Below are 23,681 nucleotides of genomic sequence, written 5' to 3'. Positions count from 1 at the left end.
ATTTATAAAGGCAAACAGCCGCACTCGGAAAATGAGGCGGCTTTTCGCAAAAAAACGGATTATTCGGCTTTCGCGGCAATCGCGTTGCGTTCCACTTCTACTTCGATTCTCGCACCTTGGCCGATGTCGACAGTGTAGAATTGCTCGCCGACTTTGGTCACGCGGCCTTTGAAACCTGCCGCCAAAACGACTTTATCGCCTACTTTCAAAGCAGCCAGCATAGCTTGGTGTGCTTTGAATTTCTTTTGTTGAGGACGCATAATCAGGAAGTAAAACACCACCATGATCAGCACTAAAGGGGCAAATTGAGCCACTGCTTGATTCATAATATATCCGTTCTTTCAAGTTTTAGATTAAGTAAAAAACTGCACACTGCAATCAAACACATTGGTTGGACTGCAAAATTGAGCTATTCTAAAGGCCGTCTGAAAAATTTCCAAGCATTTCCGTATTTATTAACCATATTTAGCAGTCTTTACGACTTGTCCGACACATACTGTTCCATGTTCAAAAAAATCCTTTGGCGCATCAGCACCCGCCTACGCCGTTTGTTTGGCAAAAACGCCCGCACCGTATGGATTTCCCATCCGATATTTCTGCAGCACCAGCCGGGACCCAACCATCCCGACAGGCCCAAACGCATCAGCGCCATTCAAACCGCCTTAAAACAAGAAGGCATTTGGCGTCGCCTGCAAACCGCCGAAGCACCGGAAATCAAAGATGCGCAGCTGGCATTGGTCCACTCGCGCAACTATCTGCACGAGTTGGAAGCCGCCCAGCCGCTCCCCGGTAAAATCCACCGTATCGACGACGATACGGTCATCTGCCACGACTCCCTCCAAGCCGCCCGTTTTGCGGCCGGAGCCGTTGTTAAAGCAGTCGATATGGTGATGCACAAAAAGGCTTGGCATGCTTTTTGCGCCATCCGCCCACCCGGCCACCATGCCCACAGCAACAGCGCCAGCGGATTCTGCCTCGTCAACAACACTGCCGCCGGCGTGATGCACGCCATTGCCCAATACCGCCTGCAACGCATCGCCGTCATCGATTTCGACGCCCACTTCGGCGACGGTACGGCGGAGATTCTCCGAGACGATCCGCGCGTGATGTTTTTCAACCTGTTTGAAACCGACATCTTCCCCTTCCCGGAGGCGGAACAATACGCCGGCAGCAAAAATATGCTGCATACGCCCCTCAAACCGGGCACAGGCAGCCGTATCTTCCGTACGACCATCCGTGAACAATGGCTGCCCAAGCTGGAAGCTTTCCGCCCCGAGTTGGTGTTGCTTTCAGCTGGTTTTGACGGGCACAAACAAGACGAAACAGGCCGTCTGAACCTGCATGAAGCCGATTTTGCCTGGCTGACGCACAAAATCGTCCAAGCAACGGCAAGCTGTCAGGGGCGTGTCGTTTCCGTACTGGAAGGCGGCTATACCTTGGAATCCATGTCCAAATCCGCCGCCGCCCACATCCGCGTATTAGCAGGCTTGAGCAAGGCCGATTACGTCATCGCCTACCAAAAGCATTTGAAGCGTGGCAAAAGTAACAATCCTACGCAATAACGCATTTAAACTATCGACCCCAGGCCGTCTGAAAACATATTATCCGTTTCAGACGGCCTTTTCTTCATTTACAATTTACACACCTTAATTTGAGCGAAGACAAACCATTTTCATATTATCAGTAGTAAAATAACAAACATAAAACATATCAATAAAAATACTTCACACGCCACACTGCTTCCCTTTCCCTAATTGACCGTCTTTTTCAGACGGCCTCCACAAAAAAAGGAGCGTTACAATGAAAGCAGCACGTTTTTACAACAAAGGCGACATCCGCATCGAAGACATTCCCGAGCCAACCGTAGCTCCGGGTACGGTCGGCATTAATGTTGCGTGGTGCGGTATCTGCGGTACCGACCTGCATGAATTCATGGAAGGTCCGATTTTCATTCCGCCTTGCGGCCATCCGCACCCAATCTCCGGCGAGTCAGCCCCTGTAACCATGGGTCACGAGTTCTCCGGCGTGGTTTATGCCGTAGGCGAAGGCGTGGACGACATCAAAGTCGGCCAACACGTTGTCGTTGAACCCTACATCATCCGCGACGACGTACCGACCGGCGAAGGCAGCAACTACCACCTCTCCAAAGACATGAACTTCATCGGCTTAGGCGGCTGCGGTGGCGGCTTGTCTGAAAAAATCGCCGTTAAACGCCGTTGGGTACACCCTATTTCCGACAAAATTCCATTAGACCAAGCTGCTTTGATTGAGCCTCTGTCTGTCGGCCACCATGCTTATGTACGCAGTGGCGCGAAAGAAGGCGACGTGGCATTGGTCGGCGGCGCAGGCCCAATCGGTTTGCTGTTGGCTGCCGTATTGAAAGCCAAAGGCATCAAAGTCATCATCACCGAATTGAGCAAAGCACGTAAAGACAAAGCACGCGAAGCCGGCGTGGCCGACTACATCCTCGACCCGTCCGAAGTCGATGTCGTCGAAGAAGTGAAAAAACTGACCAACGGCGAAGGCGTAGATGTCGCATTCGAATGCACCAGCGTCAACAAAGTGCTGGACACCATGGTCGAAGCATGCCGTCCGACTGCGAAAGTCGTCATCGTATCCATTTGGAGCCACCCCGCCACCATCAACGTCCATAGCGTCGTGATGAAAGAGCTGGACGTGCGCGGCACCATCGCCTACTGCAACGACCACGCAGAAACCATCAAATTGGTTGAAGAAGGCAAAATCAACCTTGAGCCTTTCATCACCCAGCGCATCAAACTGGACGAATTGATTTCCGAAGGCTTCGAGCGCTTGATCCACAACAACGAATCCGCAGTAAAAATCATTGTCAATCCTAATCTTTAATCCTAAGGCTTAAAGAATAAAACAGGCCGTCTGAAACTTTTCAGACGGCCTGTCTACTTGATAAATTCCCGAATGGCCCAATTCTCTGCCAACCATTCACTTATCAAAAGCAAAATCTCATGAATCCAAAATACGCCCAACTCTTCCAAACATACACCCTCAATAACGGCGTAACCATCAAAAACCGCCTTGTCGTCGCCCCCATGACCCATTTCGGCTCACAAGCCGACGGTTTGATCAGCGACCAAGAGCGTACCTTCCTCAGCAACCGCGCAGGCGATATGGGCCTGTTTATCACTGCCGCCACTTTGGTTCAAAAAGACGGCAAAGCCTTTCACGGCCAACCTGAGGCCACAGGCGAACACTGCCTCGACAGCCTGAAAGAAACCGCACAAATCCTGCAACAGCAAGGCGCAAAAGCGATTTTGCAAATCCATCACGGCGGTTCCAAAGCCATTGATGACCTTTTGGACGGTCTCGACAAAATCAGCGCTTCCGCCAGCGAAACCGAACACGCACGCGAAGCGACCGCAGAAGAAGTCGAAGCACTCATCGCCTCTTATGCGCAAGCCGCCGATTTGGCGCTTCGCGCCGGTTTTGACGGCGTGGAAATCCACGGTGCGAACGGCTATCTGATCCAACAGTTTTACTCTGCCCAAAGCAACCGTCGCAACGACCAATGGGGCGGCAGCTTGGAAAACAGAATGCGCTTCCCGCTGGCCGTTATCGATGCCGTAGTTGCCGTCCGTGAAAAACACCAGCGCAACGACTTCATTATCGGCTACCGCTTCTCCCCTGAAGAGCCGGGCGATGACGGCTTAACCATGACCGAAACCGGCGCACTGATTGACGCATTGGTACAAAAACCGCTGCAATATCTGCACGTTTCCCTGTGGGAATTTGATAAAAAAATCCGTCGCGGCGGCGATACCGCGCAAACCCGTATGCAGTTCATCCACGAACGCATCAACGGCAAACTGCCGCTTATCGGCGTGGGCAACCTGTTTACCGCCGACCAAATTTTGGCCGCCTATGAAACCGGCTGGGCAGAATTTATCGCATTGGGCAAAACCGTGATGATTAATCCGCACATCGCCACACAAATCCGTGAAGGCCGCGAAGATGAAATCGAAACGCAACTCGATCCAACGCGCGCCGACCATTACGGCCTCCCCGACACCTTGTGGGGATTTGCCTCCAGCGGTACGCAATCATGGCTGCCGCCGGTAAAAGGTGTGGAATGGAAACCGATGGATATTTAATCATCGATTCATAAACAAAGGTCGTCTGAAACTTTTCAGACGGCCTTTGTTTTGGTACAAACATTGAATTATCAAGCATTTTTTTGTACAATTCCGCATCTTTCAATCTATTGCAGGGCGTGTTGCACACGCCCTTATTTTAGCCTGTTTTCCAACACCCATATCCTTCAGGCCGTCTGAAAAAGCGGCCTGAACCTTTTTGCAAAGAAAACCATGTCCCAAGAAATCCTCGACCAAGTGCGCCGCCGCCGCACGTTTGCCATCATCTCCCACCCTGACGCGGGTAAAACCACGCTGACCGAAAAACTCTTGCTGTTTTCAGGTGCGATTCAAAGCGCGGGTACGGTAAAAGGCAAGAAAACCGGCAAGTTCGCCACCTCCGACTGGATGGACATCGAGAAGCAGCGCGGCATTTCCGTGGCCTCGTCCGTAATGCAGTTCGACTACAAAGACCATACCGTCAACCTCTTGGATACGCCGGGACACCAAGACTTCTCCGAAGATACCTACCGCGTATTGACCGCCGTCGACAGCGCCTTGATGGTCATCGATGCGGCAAAAGGCGTGGAAGCGCAAACCATCAAACTCTTGAACGTCTGCCGCCTGCGCAATACGCCGATTGTCACGTTCATGAACAAATACGACCGCGAAGTACGCGATTCTCTGGAATTGCTGGACGAAGTGGAAAACATCCTGCAAATCCGCTGCGCGCCCGTCACCTGGCCGATCGGCATGGGCAAAAACTTCAAGGGCGTGTACCACATCCTGAACGACGAAATCTATCTCTTCGATGCAGGTGGCGAGCGCCTGCCGCACGAGTTCGACATCATCAAAGGCATCGACAATCCTGAATTGGAACAACGCTTTCCGCTGGAAATCCAGCAGTTGCGCGACGAAATCGAATTGGTGCAGGCTGCTTCCAACGAGTTTAATCTCGACGAATTCCTCGCCGGCGAACTCACGCCCGTGTTCTTCGGCTCGGCGATTAACAACTTCGGTATTCAGGAAATCCTCAATTCATTGATTGAATGGGCGCCTGCTCCGAAACCGCGTGATGCGACCGTACGCATGGTTGAGCCTGACGAACCTAAGTTCTCCGGATTTATCTTCAAAATCCAAGCCAATATGGACCCGAAACACCGCGACCGTATCGCCTTCTTACGCGTCTGCTCCGGTAAATTCGAGCGCGGCATGAAGATGAAACACCTGCGCATCAACCGCGAAATCGCCGCCTCCAGCGTAGTAACCTTCATGTCCCACGACCGTGAGCTGGTGGAAGAAGCCTACGCCGGCGACATTATTGGTATCCCGAACCACGGCAACATCCAAATCGGCGACAGCTTCTCCGAAGGCGAACAACTGGCGTTCACCGGCATCCCATTCTTCGCGCCCGAACTGTTCCGCAGCGTACGCATCAAAAATCCGCTGAAAATCAAGCAACTGCAAAAAGGTTTGCAACAGCTCGGCGAAGAAGGCGCGGTACAGGTTTTCAAACCGATGAGCGGTGCAGATTTGATTTTAGGTGCGGTCGGCGTGTTGCAGTTTGAAGTCGTTACCTCGCGCCTCGCCAATGAATACGGCGTGGAAGCCGTGTTTGACAGCGCATCCATCTGGTCGGCGCGCTGGGTATCGTGTGAAGACAAGAAAAAGCTGGCGGAATTTGAAAAAGCCAACGCAGGCAACCTTTCGATAGACGCTGGCGGCAACCTCGCCTACCTCGCGCCTAACCGCGTCAACCTGAACCTGACGCAAGAACGCTGGCCGGATATCGTGTTCCACGAAACACGCGAACATTCGGTTAAACTGTAAAACGCAAAGGCCGTCTGAAACTTTCAGACGGCCTTTTTTTCATTCGATATCAACCCAATAAATCCCAAGCAAACTTCCCAATGGTCAGGCACAGCAGCAACATAAATCCGTAACGCAGCTCAAATATTGTCTTATTTTAGCTTTTAGTACCTCACCAAACATTTTCGGAATAAATGTTGACTTTAACCTTAGGTCAAAGTTCATAATTTGTGCTCCTTCAGTTATCACATAGGCGAAAAACATGAAAAAACTTATGACTTTTATCACACTTAGCGCTATTGCAATTTCAAATTATGCCCAAGCTAATGGACAACCTCATCAAGCACACATGAATATGTCAATGTCGGCAGATTCTGCAATGCAACAAGAATTAATGCAAGGTATGGATCAAATGAATCAAGACATGATGGCAGCTGCGCAATATAAAGATCCTGATGTTGCTTTTGCAGCAGGTATGTTGCCACACCATATTGGCGCAGTAAAAATGGCGGAAGTTGAATTAAAATACGGAAAGGATCCTGAGATGCGTAAGCTTGCTGAGGATATTATTAACGCACAACAAGCGGAAATTGAACAAATGCAAAAATGGCTTAAAGCACACAACAAAAAAAGCTCCGTAAAATGATCTGACCCCAAAAGTTAGACTGATTTAGTTCAAGGACTGAGTTCTGTAATTCACAGAGCTCAGTCCTTTTAGTTTCCCCTGAATGCGCTCATGGTTGTAATAATGAATGTACTCATGAATCGTTTTTTCCAGTTGTTAGAACGTCTCAAATCATTAATCTGACACAAGAACGCTGGCCGGATATCGTATTCCACGAAACACGCGAGCATTCGGTTAAACTGTAAAATGCAAAGGCCGTCTGAAACTTTCAGACGGCCTTTTTTTCATTCGATATCAACCCAATAAATCCCAAGCAAACTTCCCAATGGTCAGGCACAGCAGCAACATAAATCCATAACGTAGCAGCTTGGTGCCGCCGCGTATTGCCAAGCGCGCGCCGACCACGCCGCCGCATAAATTCGCCACCGCCAACGGTATCGCCCATGCCCACACAACATGGCCTTGCGGAATAAAAAACGTCAGCGCGGCAAGATTGGTGGTCGAATTGATGACCTTTGCCGAAGCGTTGGCCGCTAAAAAATCATAGCCGTAAAAGCGGACAAACACAAAAGCCAACAAGCTGCCCGTTCCCGGCCCGAACACGCCGTCGTAAAACCCGATTAACGCGCCGAAAAATAAGCCCCATAAAGTTTCACGGCGCGTCAGCTTTTCAGTGCGCGCCGTCTGCCCCAAGTCTTTTTTCAAAAAAGTGTACAGGCACATGGCAATCATGATGACCAGCATCGCCGGTTTCATATATTACACGGGGAAATACACCACCGTTTTCGCGCCCAAATATGAAGCGGCAAACGCCAACGCCGCGGCAGGCAGCAGCATTTTCCACGGCACAGGAATTCGGCGCAGATATTGACCCGTCGCGGTCAACGTGCCGCAGCAGGAAGCAAATTTATTGACACCCATCACCGAGGCCACAGGCGTAGCGTTTGGCAATAGGTTGAACAATCCGGGAATCTGCAACAGCCCGCCGCCACCAACCGCCGCATCCATCAACCCAGCGGCAAAGCCGACCAATACCAGATAATAAAAAAACGAATCTGCAAGCATGATGTCCATCTCTAAAAAGCAAAGCGATTTTGCGCATGTTTGCCTGTCCTGACAACCTACAAGGCCGTCTGAAAAACAAGGAACGATATTCTGTTTTCAGACGGCCTTTCTTTTTAAATTCAGCCGCTCAAATTGCAGCTTAAAAATTTTTCCATTAAAATGCCGCCCCTTATCTTTCCTACACACAACACATTTTATGGAACATTCCTCCCCGACCAAACGCACAGCCCACGAACGAATGGGCATCTTCGCGCATTTCATTTTCGCCAGCCGCTGGCTGCAACTGCCGATTTATTTAGGCTTGATTATCGCCCAAGTCATTTATGCCTGTAAGTTCCTCAAATCCCTGTGGTACTTGATCTCCAACTTCGGCATTATGGATGACAATACCGTCATGATCGCCGTATTGAACCTGATTGATGTCGTGATGATTGCCAACCTGCTGACCATGGTCATTGTCGGCGGCTACGAAACCTTCGTTTCCCGCCTCCACGTTGACGAACACCCCGACCAACCCGAATGGCTCAGCCATGTCAATGCTTCGGTTTTAAAGGTTAAGCTGTCGATGTCCATCATCAGCATTTCCTCCATCCATCTGCTGCAAACCTTCCTCAACGCCGCCAATCTGTCGGAAAAACAAATCATGTGGCAATGTATTACCCACATCTGTTTCCTGATTTCCGCCCTCGCCATGGCTTTAACAGACAAAATCGTGTACAGCACAACGCATAAAGCGCATTGATAAAAGGCAATCAAAAGGCCGTCTGAAGTGTTTCAGACGGCCTTTTGTTATCTGGCAATGTTTACAGCTTATTGTTTACGCTTGTCCCACCAGGCAAACAAATTGCCCAAAACCGTTCCCGATACAGAGTGCCAAACGCAGGCAACGGCGGCGGCAACGGCAGACTCGGCATTGCCGGGGAAGAATTTAGCACTCAAACCGGTCGCAAGTCCGGCATTTTGTACGCCGACTTCGATGGCGAGGGTGCGTTTTTTGGCGGTATTCATGCCGGTCAGTACGCCGCTGTAATAGCCGAGGATGTAGCCGCCGATGTTGTGGGCAGCGATGGCAAGTACCATCACGAAGGCGGATTCGGCAAATCGGTGCCCATGAACGGCAGCAACGCCGCCGACGATGCAGGCAAACGCAACAACGGCAACGGCAGGCATAATCGCGCGCACGTCTTCAAACCAATGTTTTTTATGCAGCAAGATATTGGCGACAGAACCGATAACGACAGGCAACAGGGTAACGAGCAGCATAAATTTGAACATACCCCAGCCGTCCATTTCGACGGTTTGTCTGACCAAATAAGTCATCCACAGCGGCGTCATCACAGGCGCGAGGACGGTGGAGACGGTGGTCATACCGACTGAAAAGGCGACATCGCCTTTAGCCAAAAAACTCATGATATTGGATGAAACGCCGCCCGGGCAGGTGCCGACCAAAACCAAACCCAGTGTCAATCCGGGCGAAAGGTCAAAGGCTTTGGCAATGCCGATGGCGAGCAAGGGCATAATCGTATATTGGGCGATTGCACCGATAAAAATATCGAGCGGACGTTGCGCCAGAATTTGATAATCTTCTTTGCCCAAAGTCATGCCCATACCGAGCATGATGATGCCGAGTACAACGACTTGCGTATCGCCTTTTACCCACGAAAAAGTGGCAGGTTCAATAAAGGCGATGATGGAGGCAAGGACGATAATCAAGGCGGTGAAGCGGGTCATTTGCCGACTGACTGCGGTTAGAAAGTTCATGTTTTTACTCCTTTGTATGTTCTTATCATGACAATAATTGCCATAATTTAACACATGTTAACTCTTATGCGCAATTACAGTAACGAAACAGGAAATCCATCATCCAATAATGTTTAAAAACAAACCACACTGACTCCATCCAATATCAACACAAAGGCCGTCTGAAAGTTTTCAGACGGCCTTGTTTTATCTGTTCGTTATCGATTTATTCGATATTTTGAACCTGTTCGCGCATTTGTTCGATTAAGACTTTCAGTTCTACCGAAGCTTGCGTGCATTCGGCAGCGATGGCTTTGCTGCCCAAAGTGTTGGCCTCGCGGTTGAGCTCCTGCATCAGGAAATCCAAACGTTTCCCTACGCTGCCCTTGCCTTCGGTAACGATGCGGCGTACTTCGGCGATATGGGTGCGCAAACGGCTGAATTCCTCATCCACATCGGATTTTTGGATGAATAAAGCAAATTCCTGTTGCAAGCGGTCGTTGTCGATATTGCCGACGGCTTCTGCCAAACGGGCTTTGACTTTGTCCATATGCGCCTGCAGCAGGCTTGGGAACAGTTCGTTCAAAGCATCCACAATCTCTTCCATGCCGTCCAGACGTTGCAGCAGGTGCTCGCCCAGTTTTTTGCCTTCACGTTTGCGGGCAGCCGTGAACTCTTTCAACGCGCCGGTCAATAAATCTTTGACACCTTTCGCCAAGGCCTCGGCGTCTTCGCCCTGCCCTGCCAAAACGCCGGGGAAACGCAAAACATCGGCCACGCTCAGCTTGCCGAAATTGTGTTCCTTGCGCCATTCTTTGTTCAACTTCGCCAGCTGTGCGACCAAGTCCTGATTGACCTCCAAAGTCTGACCGCCAGAAGCCGCATCTTGCAGCTGAACACGGCATTCCAGTTTACCGCGAGCCACAGCCGCGGCAATCTGTTCGCGCAACGCACCTTCCAAATAGCGCAACTCTTCCGGCATACGGAATTGGACATCCAAATAACGATGGTTGACCGCGCGGATTTCCAAATTAATCCGCTTGCCGCCGCATTCGCCTGCGGCATTGGCAAAGCCGGTCATGCTGTGGATTTGAATAGTTCGTCTTGTAGCCATGGTTTTACTCCGTTTCCAAATACGAGTGAAAGTATGGACACTATAACACACCCGACCGACGATTTTCAGACGGCCTTTGGTGCCAAATTCCTCTATAATTCAAGGCAACCTATTTTTTATTCCCCCCAAAGGTTCATCATGAGTAACTACACCCGCACCGGCCGCGCCGCCGACAGCCTGCGCAACATCAAAATTACGCCCAATTTTCTCCCCCACGCCGACGGCTCCTGCCTTATCGAGTGCGGCAATACCAAAGTGATTTGCACTGCCTCCATCGACGAAAATGTCCCACCCTTCCTGCGCGGTAAAGAACAAGGCTGGGTAACGGCCGAATACGGTATGTTGCCGGCTTCCACCGCCTCCCGTATGCGCCGCGAGGCCGCCGCGGGCAAACAATCCGGACGCACACAAGAAATCCAACGCTTGATCGGCCGCTCTCTACGCGCCGTCGTCGATATGGAAAAACTCGGCGAACGCCAAATCCTGATTGACTGCGACGTCATCCAAGCCGACGGCGGCACGCGTACCGCCTCCATTACCGGCGCCTACGTTGCCCTGCAAATCGCCGTGGACAAACTCCTTTCAGACGGCCTTATCAGCGAAAACCCCATCCGTGAAGCCGTTGCCGCCGTTTCCGCCGGCGTGGTGGGTGGTGTACCGCTTTTGGACTTGGACTATCCCGAAGACTCAGGCTGCGACAGCGACGTCAACATCATCATGACCGCATCCGGCAAAATCATCGAAATCCAAGGTACGGCCGAAGGCGCACCGTTCAGCATCGAAGAATTGGGCAAACTCATTGCCCTCGCGCATAAAGGCATTGCCGAATTAGTCCAACACCAGCAGGCCGCCCTTTTAGCCCGATAATCAGCAAGGCCGTCTGAAAACTTTCAGACGGCCTTTTTTAACCAAACCCCTTTATGCGTATTTACTCAAAAAAGCGCGTTCCATCCTTGAATTCCATGTAAAAAATAGTAATAATAACCCTTTTTCCAGCAAACCAAGCTGCCCGATAACCCCCACAAGAAAGCACGAAACATGGCGTTAATCGTACATAAATACGGCGGCACATCAGTAGGCTCGCCAGAACGCATCAAAAACGTAGCCAAACGTGTCGCCAAAGCCCGCGCCGAAGGACACGACATCGTAGTCGTCGTATCCGCCATGAGCGGCGAAACCAACCGACTGGTCGCACTGGCGCACGAAATGCAAGAGCATCCCGATCCGCGCGAACTCGACGTCGTTCTCGCTACCGGCGAACAAGTGACCATCGGCCTACTGGCCATGGCGCTGAAAGACATCGGCGTTGACGCCAAAAGCTACACCGGCTGGCAAGTCGCCCTCCAAACCGACACTTCCCACACCAAAGCCCGCATCGAAAACATCGACGACGAAAGAATGCGTGCCGATTTGGCCGCCGGTAAAGTCGTTATCGTAGCCGGTTTCCAAGGCATCAGCAGCGAAGGCAATATCTCAACCCTCGGCCGTGGCGGTTCGGACACCTCTGCCGTTGCCATCGCCGCAGCCCTCAAAGCCGACGAATGCCAAATTTACACCGACGTGGACGGCGTTTACACCACCGACCCGCGCGTCGTACCCGAAGCACGCCGCATGGACACGATCACATTCGAAGAAATGATCGAATTGGCCAGCCTTGGCTCAAAAGTTTTACAAATCCGCTCCGTAGAATTCGCCGGAAAATACAAAGTGCGCCTGCGCGTACTCAGCAGCCTGCAAGATGGCGGCAACGGCACCCTGATTACCTTTGAAGAGGACGACAACATGGAAAGAGCAGCCGTAACCGGTATCGCATTCGACAAAAACCAAGCACGCATCAACGTACGCGGCGTACCTGACAAACCCGGCGTTGCCTACCAAATCCTCGGCGCTGTTGCCGATGCCAACATCGAAGTCGACATGATCATCCAAAATGTCGGCAGCGAAGGCACAACCGACTTCTCCTTCACCGTCCCACGCGGTGACTACAAACAAACCATCGAACTGCTGCAACAACGCCAAGACAGCATCGGCGCCGCTTACATCGACGGCGACGACACCGTATGCAAAGTCTCCGCAGTCGGCTTGGGCATGCGTTCACACGTCGGCGTAGCTGCCAAAATCTTCCGCACCCTCGCAGAAGAAGGCATCAACATCCAAATGATTTCAACTTCCGAAATCAAAGTATCCGTCCTGATTGACGAAAAATACATGGAACTGGCCACCCGCGTTCTGCATAAAGCATTCGACTTAGGCAACTAATTCCAGCCAATCAAAAGGCCGTCTGAAACTTTATTGTTTCAGACGGCCTTTTTTATTTCCATTACATAAATCAACAACATCTTAATAAAAAAATCTACTTTAATTCAAAACAGCACAGCTTGCCTTATTATTACCCTTGTTAATTTCATTATATGTTCAATATTTTACAACCATCCATCTTCGCCGTTTAATTCCAAAAACATACCACTTAACCTAATTTAAGGAAAATAAACAAATTTGTAATAAAATAGGACAAAAGCACAAATAATTATCTACGCTCATCAATAAAAACAAATTTCCCCCAATTTTCCCCTAACTTAAGAAGGAATCCTAATATGAACGTATTAAACAAATTCGGTATGCTGATCTTGACCGCTTCCCTGCTGACAGCCTGCGGTGACTCCGGCAATAAAGGCAGCAGCGACAAACCGGCAGAACAAGTTGCCCAAAGCGAATCTAGCCCGGCCAACAAATACGAAAAAGCCCTGAGCGAATTCCCGGAAGCAGATCCTAAACTGGCCGAACCTATCGTCATTTCCGATAAAAAATCTCCAGAAGGTCTTGCCGAATTACAAAAATTCATTCATTTCACCACCGGTGAAGAAGCACAAAACATCGGCAAAATGGGACAAGAATTGCAACAACTGGCCAGCCAAGGTAAAGAAGCCGAGACTTTAGAGCAGATGAAAAAATTGACTGATGCACTGGAGCAATTCCATCAGAGCGCAGCTGCCCTCGATATCAAAGATCCTGAAATCAAAGCAGTTTTAGACCGAACTATACAAGTCAGCAGTGCTGCCAACAACCTGATGATTTATGCAGGTAAGCATGCTTCTGAGCTGACTATCAACGGCAAAGATAAAGATTCACTCAAATTTGCCAATGATTTCCAAGAAAAATCTCAAAAATTGCAAGAAACCCTGCGTGCAGCCAATCAAGAAGTACAAAAAGCTGCCGAAGCTTTAGGCAAAAAATACTCCCAATAAGCCTATTGTTTCCAATAAATAGCAGAAAGGGACATCATCAAAATGTCCCTTTGTTTATATTCAGACGGCCTTGAATATCTCCAACACTCAATCCTTCCCTTCTCTCGAAAAATGCTCAATCTCAAATCCGCTCTGACGATAAGCTCGAAAACGGTCTCGGGCTTCGGCCAAATCTTCTAAGCTGTTGCCGACAATTTCAAGGATACGGTTTGGAATGGCCGGGGCTTGGCTCCAGAAATCGGCCGACAGGTTCAAAACCGTGCAATCCTGCGGAATATTCGGCAATGCATTTCCAAACGCAAGCAATACCGGCGTTTCAGACGGCATGGGGTCGGTAGGCAGCCAGACTTCATGCGGAATAAAGCTTTCGGGAATCTGCTGCCACAAATCAATGTCGAGTTGCTGCACTGCCGCAGCAGAATCCGACCACACCAAAATCTGCCCACCATCGCGTATGACGCGCGCAATCAGGCGGCAGGCAAAGGCAGCCGGCTGGGCGACGTGTGTATAAAAAGTGGCTTTAGGCATAGCGTATTCTTTCGTTTAGGCAATGGATTTGCCGTTTTCAGATGGCCTTTTTGGTTTTCAACAATCTCAAGGCATTGCCCAACACCAGCAGCGAGCTGAAACTCATGCCGAGCGCGGCGATCCACGGGGTAACGTAACCAAACACGGCCAGCGGAACGGCAACCAGATTGTATGCGCTAGCCCAAGTCAGGTTTTGGCGGATAATTTGATGGGTGCGGCGTGCCTGTTCCATCATCACGGGCAAAACGTTCAAATCATCATTGAGCAAAACCACATCCGCACCATCTCGCGCCACATCGGCACTCGTTGCCACGGCTGCCGATACGTCTGCTTGGGCAAGGACGGGGGCATCGTTAATCCCGTCGCCGATCATCATGACTTTACGCCCTTGTTTTTGCAGATTTTCCACATAAGCCAGCTTGTCTTCAGGCGTGGCTTCGGCACGATAGGCATCCAATCCCAGCTCTTTCGCGACTTGGTCTACGGCGGCTTGACGGTCGCCGCTTAAAAGGTGCAGACGGATGCCGTGTTGTTTCAGGTTTTGCAACATTTCAGCGGCGCTGTCTTTGATTTGGTCTTCCAATAAAAAGGCCGTCTGAAAACCTCTTTGATTGCCCAAGAAAATAATGCCGCCTGTGTGGTCGATATGGGCAAAGGCTTCGGGCAGATGACCGGAGATTTCCGAAACAAACGCCGCTTTGCCCAAAGCCCAAACTTGGGTTTCGCCATCAAATTCGATTTGCGCGCTGACGCCATGTCCGATACGGCTGACCCGTTGCTGTACTTTCACATCAAGCGCGGATACAGGGCCGTCTGAAAGCGTATGGTTCAAAATGGCACGGGCGATGGGGTGTTCGGATTGCTGTTCCAATGCTTGGGCAACGGCAAGGGCTTGGACTTCGTTCAGACGGCCTGCTGACAACATACGGCTGACGGAAAGCTGCCCTTTGGTCAGCGTACCGGTTTTGTCGAACACGACATCGTCAATTTGGGCAAGCGTTTCCAGGCTTTGTTTGCCGCTGATGAGAATGCCGTCTTTGGCCAGCGCACCGGTAGAAGCAGCCAGCGCGGTCGGTGTGGCAAGCGACAAGGCACAGGGGCAGGTGATGACCAGCAGGGCAACGGTAATCCATAAGGCTGTGTGCGCGTCGGCATACCAAGCCCAGCCGATAAAAACGGGAATAGCAAGCAAGAGTTCGCCAAACACAAAACTGGACGCGTATTTTTCGGCCAACTCGGCGGCACGCGGTTTTTGCGCCAGCGCACGGTCGAGCAGTTTGACGATATGGGACAGGCGCGTGTTGCCGCCGGTATGGTCGGTGCGGATGATTAAAGGGCTACTGGTGTTGAGCGTGCCGGCGGTTACTTTTTCAGACGGCCTTTTCACGATGGGCAGACTTTCGCCGGTCAACATGGCTTCGTTAACTTCACTCTCGCCGGATAAAACCGTACCGTCCACCGGAATGACTTCGCCGGGCTTCACAACAATCGTATCGCCGATATTGAGGCGGACGACTGCGGCTTCCTCGATGTCATCACTTTCCGGATAAGACGGCAAACGGTGGCAGAATGCCGGAACCAGTTTGACCAACCGCTCCGCCGCATCGCCTGCTTTGCGTCGGGCAATCTGTTCCATAAAACGCCCGCCCAACAGGAAAAACAACAGCATGGCGATGGATTCAAAATACATGCCCTGCCCTGCGTTGGTGGCCAAGCTGTAAATACCGGCGATAAAGGTCATCACAATGGCAATGGCAATCGGCGTATCCATGCCGACACGGCGGTTTTTCCAGTCGCGCCATGCGCCGCGGTAAAACGGCAACGCGCTGTAAAATACAACGGGCAACACCATCAAAAAGCCGCCCCAATGCAAGATTTCCAAATAAAGCGGCTCGATGTCGCCGCCGTAAAAATAAGTCGGCAGGGCAAACATCATCGTCTGCATCATACCCAGACCGGCTACGGCCAATCTGACGATAAACTGTTTGCGTTCCTTCTGAGCCTGCGCTTCGATTTTTTGCGCATCATAAGGCGCGGTGGTATAACCGGTTTGGCGGATTTTCAGCAAAATGTCCGACAATTCGATGTGGGCGCTGTCCCACAACACGCGGCAGCGGTGTGTGCTGTAATTCAAATCCACGCGCACTACGCCCTTCATGCGCAACAACTGCTGCTCAATCAGCCACACACACGCGGCGCAGGTAATGCCGCCCAGCATCAACACCGCCTCGCGTTCATCCCCTGCGCCGACCTCGACAAAGTCCGCCTGTACTTCGGGCAAATCGTACAGCTTTAATTGCGACAACACTTCCGGTGGCGGTAATTCAGATTTTTCTGCATCTGCAGTACGCTGTTTGTAATAATTGCCCAAACCGGCATCAATAATACTCTGCGCCACTGCTTGGCAGCCGGCGCAGCAGGTTTCGTGTTCTTCGTCTTCAAAACGAACCGTCAGATGCAGATGATCCGGGACTTCAAGCCCGCAATGGAAACAGTTTTTTTGGGGATGTGTGGAAGATGTCATAACGTGTTCGATTTATTTTTCAGACGGCCTGAAACAACCGTCCCAGGGTGTTACATTTTAGCAAAAAGCGTTTTTCCGCCTCTTTTCATTCAATTTTGAATTAACAGACTGTCGGACTTTGTAAAAAATATGGAAAACAAAGTATTGACCGTTTATCAGATGATGAACGGTAACATATAAATACCGTTTATCTTTAAAAACTTCCAATTATTTTAATGTAAAAATGGAACTTTTTTAAAAATTCAAATATGTTTTTTATTGACCTCAGTCCATTTAAGCAGCATACTTTAGCCATTCCGCGAAGACGGAAATAAAAAACACACATTTACTTATAAAACTAACTTATTGGGAAACCTCACCATGATTGATCGCCTTATGCCTATTTTTGCCGTTATCGGCATTTTGTCCAGCACCGTATACCTGAGCCTCGCCGCTTGGATGCTTTACGAAAGCGTGTTCAAAAAGAAAAGCCCTCTGTCGGCATAATCCTCGGATTTAAAATTTTACGGTAAGGCCGTCTGAACATTCAGACGGCCTTGTTTCATTCCATACTATCAAGCATTTGGTTGTATAGCCAATTCAATCATCGCTTCGCGCAAACCGTCCAAGCCCAAACTTTCGACAACGGAAACATTCACGCCGACGGCATGCCCGGAATTGTCGCGCAAAATGCCTGCTTCACGCATACCCGACGGCAGCAAATCAATTTTGTTGTACACCACCAATTGCGGAATTTCATGCGCGCCGATTTCTTCCAAAACTTCGTTGACATCGTCCATCTGCCGTTCAAAATCGGGATTGGACGCATCAACGACGTGCAATAGCACATCCGCCATCGCCGTCTCTTCCAAGGTGGCGGAAAACGCCGACACCAGTTTGTGCGGCAAATCGCGGACGAAGCCGACGGTATCGGTCAAAATCACGCTTGCCTCATGCGACAGGAAAAGCCGGCGCGCAGTAGTATCCAAAGTAGCGAACAACTGGTCTTTCGCCAATACGTCCGCTTTGGTCAAGCGGTTGAACAGGCTGGATTTTCCGGCATTGGTATAGCCGACAATGGCAAAGGTTTTCAGACGGCCGCTCATGCGCGATTTGCGGCGCGTGGCGCGTTGTTTGCGGACATCGGCAAGCTGTTTTTTCAATGCCGTGATTTTTTGTCCGATTAAGCGGCGGTCGGTTTCCAACTGGGTTTCACCCGGCCCTTTCAAGCCGATACCGCCCTTCTGACTTTGCAGGTGTCCATAACCGCGTATCAGCCGTCCGCTCAAATGGTTCAACTGAGCCAACTCCACCTGCAACTTACCTTCCTGCGATTGGGCGCGTTTGGCAAAAATCGCCAAAATCAAACCCACTCTGTCGAGTACGCGGCATTGAAGCTCTTTTTCCAGATTACGCTCTTGTGTCGGCGTGAGTTCGTGGTTAAACACGACCAGCCCGACATCATGCTGCTTGACCACTGCCGCCAACTCTTCCGCCTTGCCCGTACCGACAAACAAAGCCGGATGCGGTTTGTCGCGGCGTGAAGTTTCGATAGAAACCAAATCACCGCCGGCCGCGCTCACCAATTCTGCCGCTTCGGTCAAGGCCGTCTGAAAGCCGCGTTCGCGCGTTTCGTTCGCGCCGGAATAGTCCGCCGTCAACATCACGCCGACCAAGAGGACTCGTTCGGGCTGCTCCAAAGATTTATCGACGGAAAACAGATTGCGCTTGCTCAAAAAATTTCCTTTCAGACGGCCTGACGGCTGGGTCAAAGTGCTGATTAACGGTTTTTCAAAATATCGGCAAAATATTCGGTCACTTCTGCCAAACGTCCGCCTTGCGCGGCATAAGGCTGCATTACGGCCACCAGCTGCTCCAATACTTCGCGCGTTTCGGTTTGCGCGTATTCGCGGTAGAGCCACATATTTTGCATGGTCACCGTGGTCAATGCCTCGCGTACATTAAGCAAGAGCAAGTGGCGGCAAGACTCATAGCCTTGGCGCAAATCGCCGGCCGCATAGGCGGTAACCGACAATTCATAGTCGATGTCCAACTGATAAACATTGCTTTGGACAAAAAGAATATCGTCGTTCGGGAAAGGAATGCGTTTCGCCATCAGGCCAATCGCATGGGAAATGCGGTATTTTCCTTCCTGACGCAGCATGGTTTGCGCGAGGTAGAGACACTCGGCACGGTGCGGGTTGTAATCGTAGCCTGCCAACCAAGTCGCCAAGGCTTCATCGCGTTTGCCCATTAATTTGTAGCACTCGCCCAGCTGTTGGTAAGAAACCGTTACTTCCTCGATCCAACCGCCCAACTCGATACGTTTTTTAAACCATTCGCTCGCACGCTCGGGCATATCAGAATCCCAATAAGAACGCGCCGCATAAAAGGCGTAACGCGGTTTCAGGTCTTCATCTTCAGGACTGTAAAACGCTTTTTCCAAAGAAACGGCGTCAAGCAGGTATTTGTTCGCCATATTGCTGCGTGCGCCGAAACGGCCGCTGAGAACCGTATAGTCGCCATGAAGCGTGGCTTCGCTGGCATCTTGTTTGTCGGTTTCGATAAATTCGTGCAACACGCCGCGCCAGTAGAATGTTCCGTCATTGCGCAACAACAGCGGACGGTAATAAACCACGCTGCCCATGGCATTTCTCATGCGAAGGCGGTAGCGGTCGGCGGTCAGCTCGGGCAATTCCAATTTACCTTCAAAGCGGTCGTCCGCATCAAAAATCAACACGTAATCGGTTTTGTCTTTTGCGTGTTTCAAAGCCTGATTACGGTTGTATGCAAAATTTTGCCAACCATCATGATGAATCTCGCCCGCGATGCCCTTTGCATTGAAAAAGCGGCGGATCACGCCGGCAGTATCATCGGTCGAGCCGGTGTCGCTGATGACGTAGTAGTCAAGTTTGATGTGGTCGGTGATGTTGGCCAGTGTTTCTTCGATAATTGCCGCTTCATTTTTGACAATCATATTCAAGCAGATGGTTTGGGACATTTTCAATAGCCGCATTGGTTTGGAAAGGTATTATTTTACTTTAGCATTTTGTTTTTTGCACACAAAATACTCAGGCCGTCTGAAGATTGCCTTTCAGACGGCCTGAAGTTTATTTTGCCTTATCTTTTTTCCTGACGGCGTATCAGATACACCGCCAACAGTGCAAACAAAACCGTCGGCAATGCGCCTGCCAAAAACGGCGGCACGCCGTACAACTGGCTGGTAAAGCCGAAGAGCCGTCCGGCAAAGTGGAACAGCAAACCGAGGCAGATACCGCCGAAGAGTTTCAAGCCCATATTGCCGTGGCGCGTGGTTTGCGGCGTAAAGGCGAAGGCAACAAGCGCCATCACCCATGCGGCAACGGGATACACCAGCTTGCGCCACCATGCGATGGCATAGACTTGGGTATTTTGGTTGTTTTTTTCCAGATGGTCGATGTAGGTGGTCAATTCGCCGACAGACATTTGGTCGGGCTTGACGAGCAATACGTCCATCAGGTTGCGCTTGACGGAAATCGGCCAGTTTTCTTCGGCGGCAGTGGAAACCTCGACTTTATCTTCGCCCAATATGCTGCGGCGGATGTTTTTCAGCTGCCAGCTACCGTCAGGATTCAAAACGGCGGATTCTGCTTCTGCCGCTTGGGTCAGTTCGTTTTTATCGTTGCGCTGCCAAATTTTAATGCCCAGCAGGGTATGGTCGGGCAACATTTCGCGCACGTTGATAATGCTGTTTTTTTCTTTCAGCCAAAGGCCGGTATTGCCGGTACTGATTTTGCCGTTGATGGCGGCGGCCTTAATGTTTTCGGCTTTTTGGCTCAGCGTGGGGGCAACCCATTCGCCGAGCGCGACGGTGGCAATGGCGAAAATCAAACCGAACTGCGACAGAATCAACAGCAGCTTTTTGGTGCTCATGCCGCTGGCTTTGATGACGGTCAGTTCGCTGCCGGAAGCCAGCTGGCTGAGGGAAATCAGGCCGCCGATCAAAACGGCAAGCGGCATCAGTTCATATGCGCGCGCAGGCATCTGCATTAAAACATACTGCCCCAATTTTGCGCCGTTATAGCTGCCTTTTCCAAGATCGCCGACTTCGTTGATGATTTCAAAAAAGCTGTACAAAGCGAGGAAGGCAAGGAGGGCGTAAACTGCCATAACCGCCATTTGACGGATGATGTAACGTGAAATCAGGTTCATTTTCCGCCTTTCAATGTCAGACTTTTGCCAACCGCCTGCCAGAAGGGTTGGCTAGGCATACTGCGCACGCGCAGCAGGACGACGGCAATCACAAACATGATGATGTGCATGGGCAGCAGTCCGAGCCAGAAATGGATTTTGCCGTCTTCCACGGCATTGCGCAGGAAGGTCAGCCCGTTTTGGTAAACCAAAAACAAACCGATGGCAATCAAGATATTGTAAGTATGGCCGCTGCGCGGATTGAAATAGGAAAGCGGCACAGCAAGCAGGCACAGCAACAAAACGCTGACGGTCAGCGAAATGCGCCACATCAATTCCGCTTGGTGTTGGGGATTGCTGCTGCCAATCAGTTGTGCGGTCGGAATGGTACGGCGGTGTGAAACAGGGTCGATGAGTTTGGGCGTGGTGCTGACAATCAGGCTGAGGTGTTGGAAAGAAACGCGGTTGTAATCGGCTTTGCCGGGCGTACCGCTGTAACGGTAGCCGTCGCGCAATTCAAGCGTGCGTTTGTTGTCGGTCAGCGAAAAATTGCCCTCTTTGGCAAAAACGATGTTGTCGTTGCCGTTTTTGTCCTGCTCACGCAGGAAGAGGTTTTTCATGATGCCGGATTCGGTATCGAAGGTTTCGACAAAATAAACCCTGCCGTTGCGCTTGCCCAAGTTATTGAACTCGCCGGCTTCCACCAAAGATAATTCCTGTTTCTGCTTCAAAATTTCGGCATATTCGCGGCTGCGCAACTCTGCCCACGGCATCACCCAAAGCTGCATGACGGCAATCAAAATAGCAAACGGCACGGCAAACTGCATGACCGGGCGTATCCATTGTTTCAATGCCAATCCGCAGGAAAGCCAAACCGACATCTCGCTGTCGCGCCAGTAGCGGGTCAATACGGTCAGCGTGCTGATAAATGCGGTCAACACCAGCAAAAGCGGCGTCATGCCGATGACCCAGAAGCCGACCAAGGCCAGCACGGCATCGATGGCGACACGCCCGTCGGCTGCGCGGCCAAGCAGGTTGATCGCCTGCGTGGACACCAATACCGCCAAGAGGACGACAAAGATGCCGACGGCGGTAAAGGAAAGTTCTTTAATAAAGTTTCTTTGGTAAATCATAAGATTGAGCGTGGTCTACGGTTTATGGGAAACCCATATTTATTCATAAGGCTTCAGACGGCATGACACAAATGGAGTACAATGATTTTCATCTGTTCGGACGGTTGGTCAACAGGCCGTCTGAATAACCGACAACCGTTCCAATCAGGAGAATAAACGTGAAATTTAGCACAAAAGCCGAAACTTTGCAGGCTCAACAGGCAGGTGCGCAATTATTTGTCTGCGCCGAAGCATCGCAACTGAGCAACCCGACTGCCCTCGCCCTCTTCGCTTCCCTTGAAGAAGGTCAAAATTTCGCCGACGCCAAAATCCCGACGGACAACGGTTTGCAAGCCATTGCCGTCGCCCGCCTCCAAAAAACCGACCGCGCCGCGCTGAACAAAGCCGCCGCCGAAGCCGCCAAATGGGCGCAAAACCAAGAAACGGTCAATGTGGACGTTCATGCCTTTGAAGAAGCGCAAGCAGCAGCTGTTGCCGAAGCCTTCGCCATCGCGTTCGGCAACGCCGCCTACCGTTTCGACCGCTATAAAAAAGAAGCCAAACCGGCCAAATTTGCAGAAGCCGTGTTTTACACTGCACACGAAGCCGCCGTCAAAGAAGCCCTGCGCGTCGCCGAAGCGCAAGTTTACGGACAAAGCCTCTGCCGTGACTTGGGCAATGCGGCACCGAACGAATGCACGCCTGAATTCCTCGCGCGTACCGCCAAAGCCGAAGCTGAAAAACTGGGCGCACACGCCAAAATCATTGAAAAAGACTACATCAAAGAAAATATGGGTTCGTTCTGGTCTGTCGCCAAAGGCAGCGTTGAGGATCCATATTTGGTCGAACTGAGCTATTTCGGTGCGGCCGACAAAGAAGCCGCGCCTGTGGTATTGGTCGGCAAAGGCATTACCTTCGACACCGGCGGCATCTCCCTCAAACCCGGCCTGAACATGGACGAAATGAAGTTCGACATGTGTGGCGCGGCAACCGTCATCAGTACCTTCTGCGCCGCCGTCAAACTGCAACTGCCGATCAACCTGATTGCCATCGTCGCCACTTGTGAAAACATGCCTTCCGGCGCAGCCAACAAACCGGGCGACGTCGTGAAAAGCATGAAAGGCTTGACCATCGAAGTGTTGAACACCGATGCCGAAGGCCGTCTGATTTTGTGCGACGCACTCACTTACGCCGAGCAATTCAAACCTAAAGCCGTCATCGACGTTGCCACTCTGACCGGCGCGTGCATCATCGCCTTGGGTCATGACGTCAGCGGCGTGATGGGCAACAATCAAGATTTGGTCGACAGCCTGCTGGCCGCTTCCCGCAACGTGGACGACAAAGCATGGCAACTGCCGCTCTTTGAGACCTACAAAGACCAACTCAAGTCCAACTTCGCCGACATTCCCAACATCGGCACGCCCGGCGCAGGCACGATTACCGCCGCCACCTTCCTGTCTTATTTCACCGAAGACTACCCGTGGGCACACCTCGACATCGCAGGTACCGCATGGAAATCCGGCGGTGAAAAAGGCGCGACCGGCCGCCCTGTTCCATTATTGTTGAACTATCTGCGCAACGTGAAATAAATCTTGGGGGAAGCCTGCGGGGTTAATCGTTTCAACCCCGCAGGCCGTCTGAAAACGGAATCCGCATTATCTGAC

20 protein-coding genes and 2 pseudogenes are annotated in these 23,681 nt (G+C 51.1%); 11 read left to right on the top strand and 11 right to left on the bottom strand.

What is annotated here, in order from left to right:
* Positions 1-59: 59 nt before the first annotated feature.
* On the bottom strand, positions 60-326 hold the full coding sequence (yajC, locus tag HMPREF2606_RS04725) for a preprotein translocase subunit YajC (RefSeq protein ID WP_070843386.1): 267 nt from the start codon (positions 324-326) through the stop codon (positions 60-62).
* A gap of 177 nt (positions 327-503) precedes the next feature.
* Between yajC and HMPREF2606_RS04720 the strand changes: the two genes are divergently transcribed.
* The 5 genes from HMPREF2606_RS04720 to HMPREF2606_RS04700 all read left to right on the top strand — a co-directional run bounded on the left by HMPREF2606_RS04720 (position 504) and on the right by HMPREF2606_RS04700 (position 6,561).
* Entirely contained in the window at positions 504-1,562 is a 1,059-nt protein-coding gene (locus HMPREF2606_RS04720; protein ID WP_070843385.1) for a histone deacetylase family protein, read from the top strand.
* A gap of 238 nt (positions 1,563-1,800) precedes the next feature.
* Entirely contained in the window at positions 1,801-2,865 is a 1,065-nt protein-coding gene (locus tag HMPREF2606_RS04715) for a 2,3-butanediol dehydrogenase (protein WP_003745670.1), read from the top strand.
* A 119-nt stretch (positions 2,866-2,984) separates the two neighbouring features.
* The gene (locus HMPREF2606_RS04710; protein WP_070843384.1) at positions 2,985-4,127 is read left to right on the top strand and encodes an NADH-dependent flavin oxidoreductase; all 1,143 of its coding nucleotides are present in this window, start codon (positions 2,985-2,987) and stop codon (positions 4,125-4,127) included.
* Between the two features lie 213 nt (positions 4,128-4,340).
* Positions 4,341-5,936 (top strand): peptide chain release factor 3, encoded by a 1,596-nt coding sequence (locus HMPREF2606_RS04705; protein WP_070645472.1) that lies wholly within the window; start codon positions 4,341-4,343, stop codon positions 5,934-5,936.
* Between the two features lie 241 nt (positions 5,937-6,177).
* Positions 6,178-6,561, top strand: coding sequence for a CopM family metallochaperone (locus HMPREF2606_RS04700; RefSeq protein WP_070843383.1), 384 nt, complete (start codon positions 6,178-6,180; stop codon positions 6,559-6,561).
* Positions 6,562-6,585: 24 nt separating this feature from the next.
* Here the strand turns inward: HMPREF2606_RS04700 and HMPREF2606_RS10670 are convergent.
* Together HMPREF2606_RS10670 and HMPREF2606_RS04695 are read right to left on the bottom strand one after the other, a co-directional pair.
* Positions 6,586-6,696: pseudogene (locus HMPREF2606_RS10670) on the bottom strand (IS3 family transposase); the annotation flags it as partial.
* A gap of 138 nt (positions 6,697-6,834) precedes the next feature.
* A pseudogene (locus HMPREF2606_RS04695) lies at positions 6,835-7,605 on the bottom strand (TSUP family transporter).
* A gap of 196 nt (positions 7,606-7,801) precedes the next feature.
* Between HMPREF2606_RS04695 and HMPREF2606_RS04690 the strand changes: the two are divergent.
* A complete protein-coding gene (locus HMPREF2606_RS04690; RefSeq protein WP_070843382.1) occupies positions 7,802-8,347 on the top strand; it encodes a TIGR00645 family protein in 546 nt (181 codons plus the stop codon).
* 68 nt (positions 8,348-8,415) lie between these two features.
* Here HMPREF2606_RS04690 and HMPREF2606_RS04685 read toward each other — a convergent pair whose 3' ends face one another.
* The gene (locus tag HMPREF2606_RS04685; RefSeq protein WP_070843381.1) at positions 8,416-9,366 is read right to left on the bottom strand and encodes a bile acid:sodium symporter family protein; all 951 of its coding nucleotides are present in this window, start codon (positions 9,364-9,366) and stop codon (positions 8,416-8,418) included.
* Positions 9,367-9,571: 205 nt separating this feature from the next.
* Entirely contained in the window at positions 9,572-10,459 is an 888-nt protein-coding gene (locus HMPREF2606_RS04680) for a YicC/YloC family endoribonuclease (protein WP_283122345.1), read from the bottom strand.
* 138 nt (positions 10,460-10,597) lie between these two features.
* Between HMPREF2606_RS04680 and rph the strand changes: the two genes are divergently transcribed.
* The 3 genes from rph (at position 10,598) to HMPREF2606_RS04665 (ending at position 13,704) form a co-directional block, all read left to right on the top strand.
* The gene (gene rph / locus HMPREF2606_RS04675) at positions 10,598-11,326 is read left to right on the top strand and encodes a ribonuclease PH (protein ID WP_070713348.1); all 729 of its coding nucleotides are present in this window, start codon (positions 10,598-10,600) and stop codon (positions 11,324-11,326) included.
* Positions 11,327-11,497: 171 nt separating this feature from the next.
* Positions 11,498-12,718: an aspartate kinase gene (locus HMPREF2606_RS04670; protein WP_004519299.1), complete on the top strand. Its 1,221-nt coding sequence runs from the start codon at positions 11,498-11,500 to the stop codon at positions 12,716-12,718.
* A gap of 335 nt (positions 12,719-13,053) precedes the next feature.
* Entirely contained in the window at positions 13,054-13,704 is a 651-nt protein-coding gene (locus HMPREF2606_RS04665; protein ID WP_070713353.1) for a hypothetical protein, read from the top strand.
* 87 nt (positions 13,705-13,791) lie between these two features.
* Here the strand turns inward: HMPREF2606_RS04665 and HMPREF2606_RS04660 are convergent, their stop codons facing one another.
* Positions 13,792-14,232: a DNA polymerase III subunit chi gene (locus HMPREF2606_RS04660; protein WP_070713355.1), complete on the bottom strand. Its 441-nt coding sequence runs from the start codon at positions 14,230-14,232 to the stop codon at positions 13,792-13,794.
* A 37-nt stretch (positions 14,233-14,269) separates the two neighbouring features.
* On the bottom strand, positions 14,270-16,756 hold the full coding sequence (locus HMPREF2606_RS04655; RefSeq protein ID WP_070843380.1) for a heavy metal translocating P-type ATPase: 2,487 nt from the start codon (positions 16,754-16,756) through the stop codon (positions 14,270-14,272).
* Positions 16,757-17,116: 360 nt separating this feature from the next.
* On the opposite strand from HMPREF2606_RS04655, the gene HMPREF2606_RS11260 reads away from it, so the two are divergent.
* On the top strand, positions 17,117-17,242 hold the full coding sequence (locus tag HMPREF2606_RS11260) for a hypothetical protein (RefSeq protein WP_003678791.1): 126 nt from the start codon (positions 17,117-17,119) through the stop codon (positions 17,240-17,242).
* Positions 17,243-17,310: 68 nt separating this feature from the next.
* Here HMPREF2606_RS11260 and hflX read toward each other — a convergent pair whose 3' ends face one another.
* The 4 genes from hflX to lptF form a co-directional block, all read right to left on the bottom strand.
* Complete coding sequence (gene hflX / locus HMPREF2606_RS04650) at positions 17,311-18,471, bottom strand: GTPase HflX (RefSeq protein ID WP_070713359.1); 1,161 nt, start codon at positions 18,469-18,471, stop codon at positions 17,311-17,313.
* Between the two features lie 44 nt (positions 18,472-18,515).
* The gene (locus HMPREF2606_RS04645) at positions 18,516-19,736 is read right to left on the bottom strand and encodes a glycosyltransferase (RefSeq protein WP_283122344.1); all 1,221 of its coding nucleotides are present in this window, start codon (positions 19,734-19,736) and stop codon (positions 18,516-18,518) included.
* A 119-nt stretch (positions 19,737-19,855) separates the two neighbouring features.
* The gene (lptG, locus tag HMPREF2606_RS04640) at positions 19,856-20,926 is read right to left on the bottom strand and encodes an LPS export ABC transporter permease LptG (protein ID WP_003745632.1); all 1,071 of its coding nucleotides are present in this window, start codon (positions 20,924-20,926) and stop codon (positions 19,856-19,858) included.
* Complete coding sequence (gene lptF / locus HMPREF2606_RS04635) at positions 20,923-22,038, bottom strand: LPS export ABC transporter permease LptF (protein WP_070713362.1); 1,116 nt, start codon at positions 22,036-22,038, stop codon at positions 20,923-20,925. Before lptF ends, lptG begins: the two co-directional genes overlap by 4 nt.
* Positions 22,039-22,196: 158 nt before the next feature.
* Here lptF and HMPREF2606_RS04630 point away from each other — a divergent pair, with 158 nt between their 5' ends.
* Positions 22,197-23,606 (top strand): leucyl aminopeptidase, encoded by a 1,410-nt coding sequence (locus HMPREF2606_RS04630; protein WP_070713365.1) that lies wholly within the window; start codon positions 22,197-22,199, stop codon positions 23,604-23,606.
* Positions 23,607-23,681 lie beyond the last annotated feature (75 nt).

It is taken from the genome of Neisseria sp. HMSC070H10 (genome assembly GCF_001837635.1).
GTDB lineage: Bacteria > Pseudomonadota > Gammaproteobacteria > Burkholderiales > Neisseriaceae > Neisseria > Neisseria subflava_A.
The sequence above is the reverse complement of the archived record's forward strand: the minus strand, read 5'-3'. Positions and strand labels throughout refer to the sequence as shown.

Coding starts and splice junctions, on each gene's coding strand:
- yajC (WP_070843386.1), bottom strand. CDS start 326: ATGAATCAAGCAGTGGCTCAATTTGCCCCTTTAGTGCTGATCATGGTG.
- HMPREF2606_RS04720 (WP_070843385.1), top strand. CDS start 504: ATGTTCAAAAAAATCCTTTGGCGCATCAGCACCCGCCTACGCCGTTTG.
- HMPREF2606_RS04715 (WP_003745670.1), top strand. CDS start 1,801: ATGAAAGCAGCACGTTTTTACAACAAAGGCGACATCCGCATCGAAGAC.
- HMPREF2606_RS04710 (WP_070843384.1), top strand. CDS start 2,985: ATGAATCCAAAATACGCCCAACTCTTCCAAACATACACCCTCAATAAC.
- HMPREF2606_RS04705 (WP_070645472.1), top strand. CDS start 4,341: ATGTCCCAAGAAATCCTCGACCAAGTGCGCCGCCGCCGCACGTTTGCC.
- HMPREF2606_RS04700 (WP_070843383.1), top strand. CDS start 6,178: ATGAAAAAACTTATGACTTTTATCACACTTAGCGCTATTGCAATTTCA.
- HMPREF2606_RS04690 (WP_070843382.1), top strand. CDS start 7,802: ATGGAACATTCCTCCCCGACCAAACGCACAGCCCACGAACGAATGGGC.
- HMPREF2606_RS04685 (WP_070843381.1), bottom strand. CDS start 9,366: ATGAACTTTCTAACCGCAGTCAGTCGGCAAATGACCCGCTTCACCGCC.
- HMPREF2606_RS04680 (WP_283122345.1), bottom strand. CDS start 10,459: ATGGCTACAAGACGAACTATTCAAATCCACAGCATGACCGGCTTTGCC.
- rph (WP_070713348.1), top strand. CDS start 10,598: ATGAGTAACTACACCCGCACCGGCCGCGCCGCCGACAGCCTGCGCAAC.
- HMPREF2606_RS04670 (WP_004519299.1), top strand. CDS start 11,498: ATGGCGTTAATCGTACATAAATACGGCGGCACATCAGTAGGCTCGCCA.
- HMPREF2606_RS04665 (WP_070713353.1), top strand. CDS start 13,054: ATGAACGTATTAAACAAATTCGGTATGCTGATCTTGACCGCTTCCCTG.
- HMPREF2606_RS04660 (WP_070713355.1), bottom strand. CDS start 14,232: ATGCCTAAAGCCACTTTTTATACACACGTCGCCCAGCCGGCTGCCTTT.
- HMPREF2606_RS04655 (WP_070843380.1), bottom strand. CDS start 16,756: ATGACATCTTCCACACATCCCCAAAAAAACTGTTTCCATTGCGGGCTT.
- HMPREF2606_RS11260 (WP_003678791.1), top strand. CDS start 17,117: ATGATTGATCGCCTTATGCCTATTTTTGCCGTTATCGGCATTTTGTCC.
- HMPREF2606_RS04645 (WP_283122344.1), bottom strand. CDS start 19,736: ATGTCCCAAACCATCTGCTTGAATATGATTGTCAAAAATGAAGCGGCA.
- lptG (WP_003745632.1), bottom strand. CDS start 20,926: ATGAACCTGATTTCACGTTACATCATCCGTCAAATGGCGGTTATGGCA.
- lptF (WP_070713362.1), bottom strand. CDS start 22,038: ATGATTTACCAAAGAAACTTTATTAAAGAACTTTCCTTTACCGCCGTC.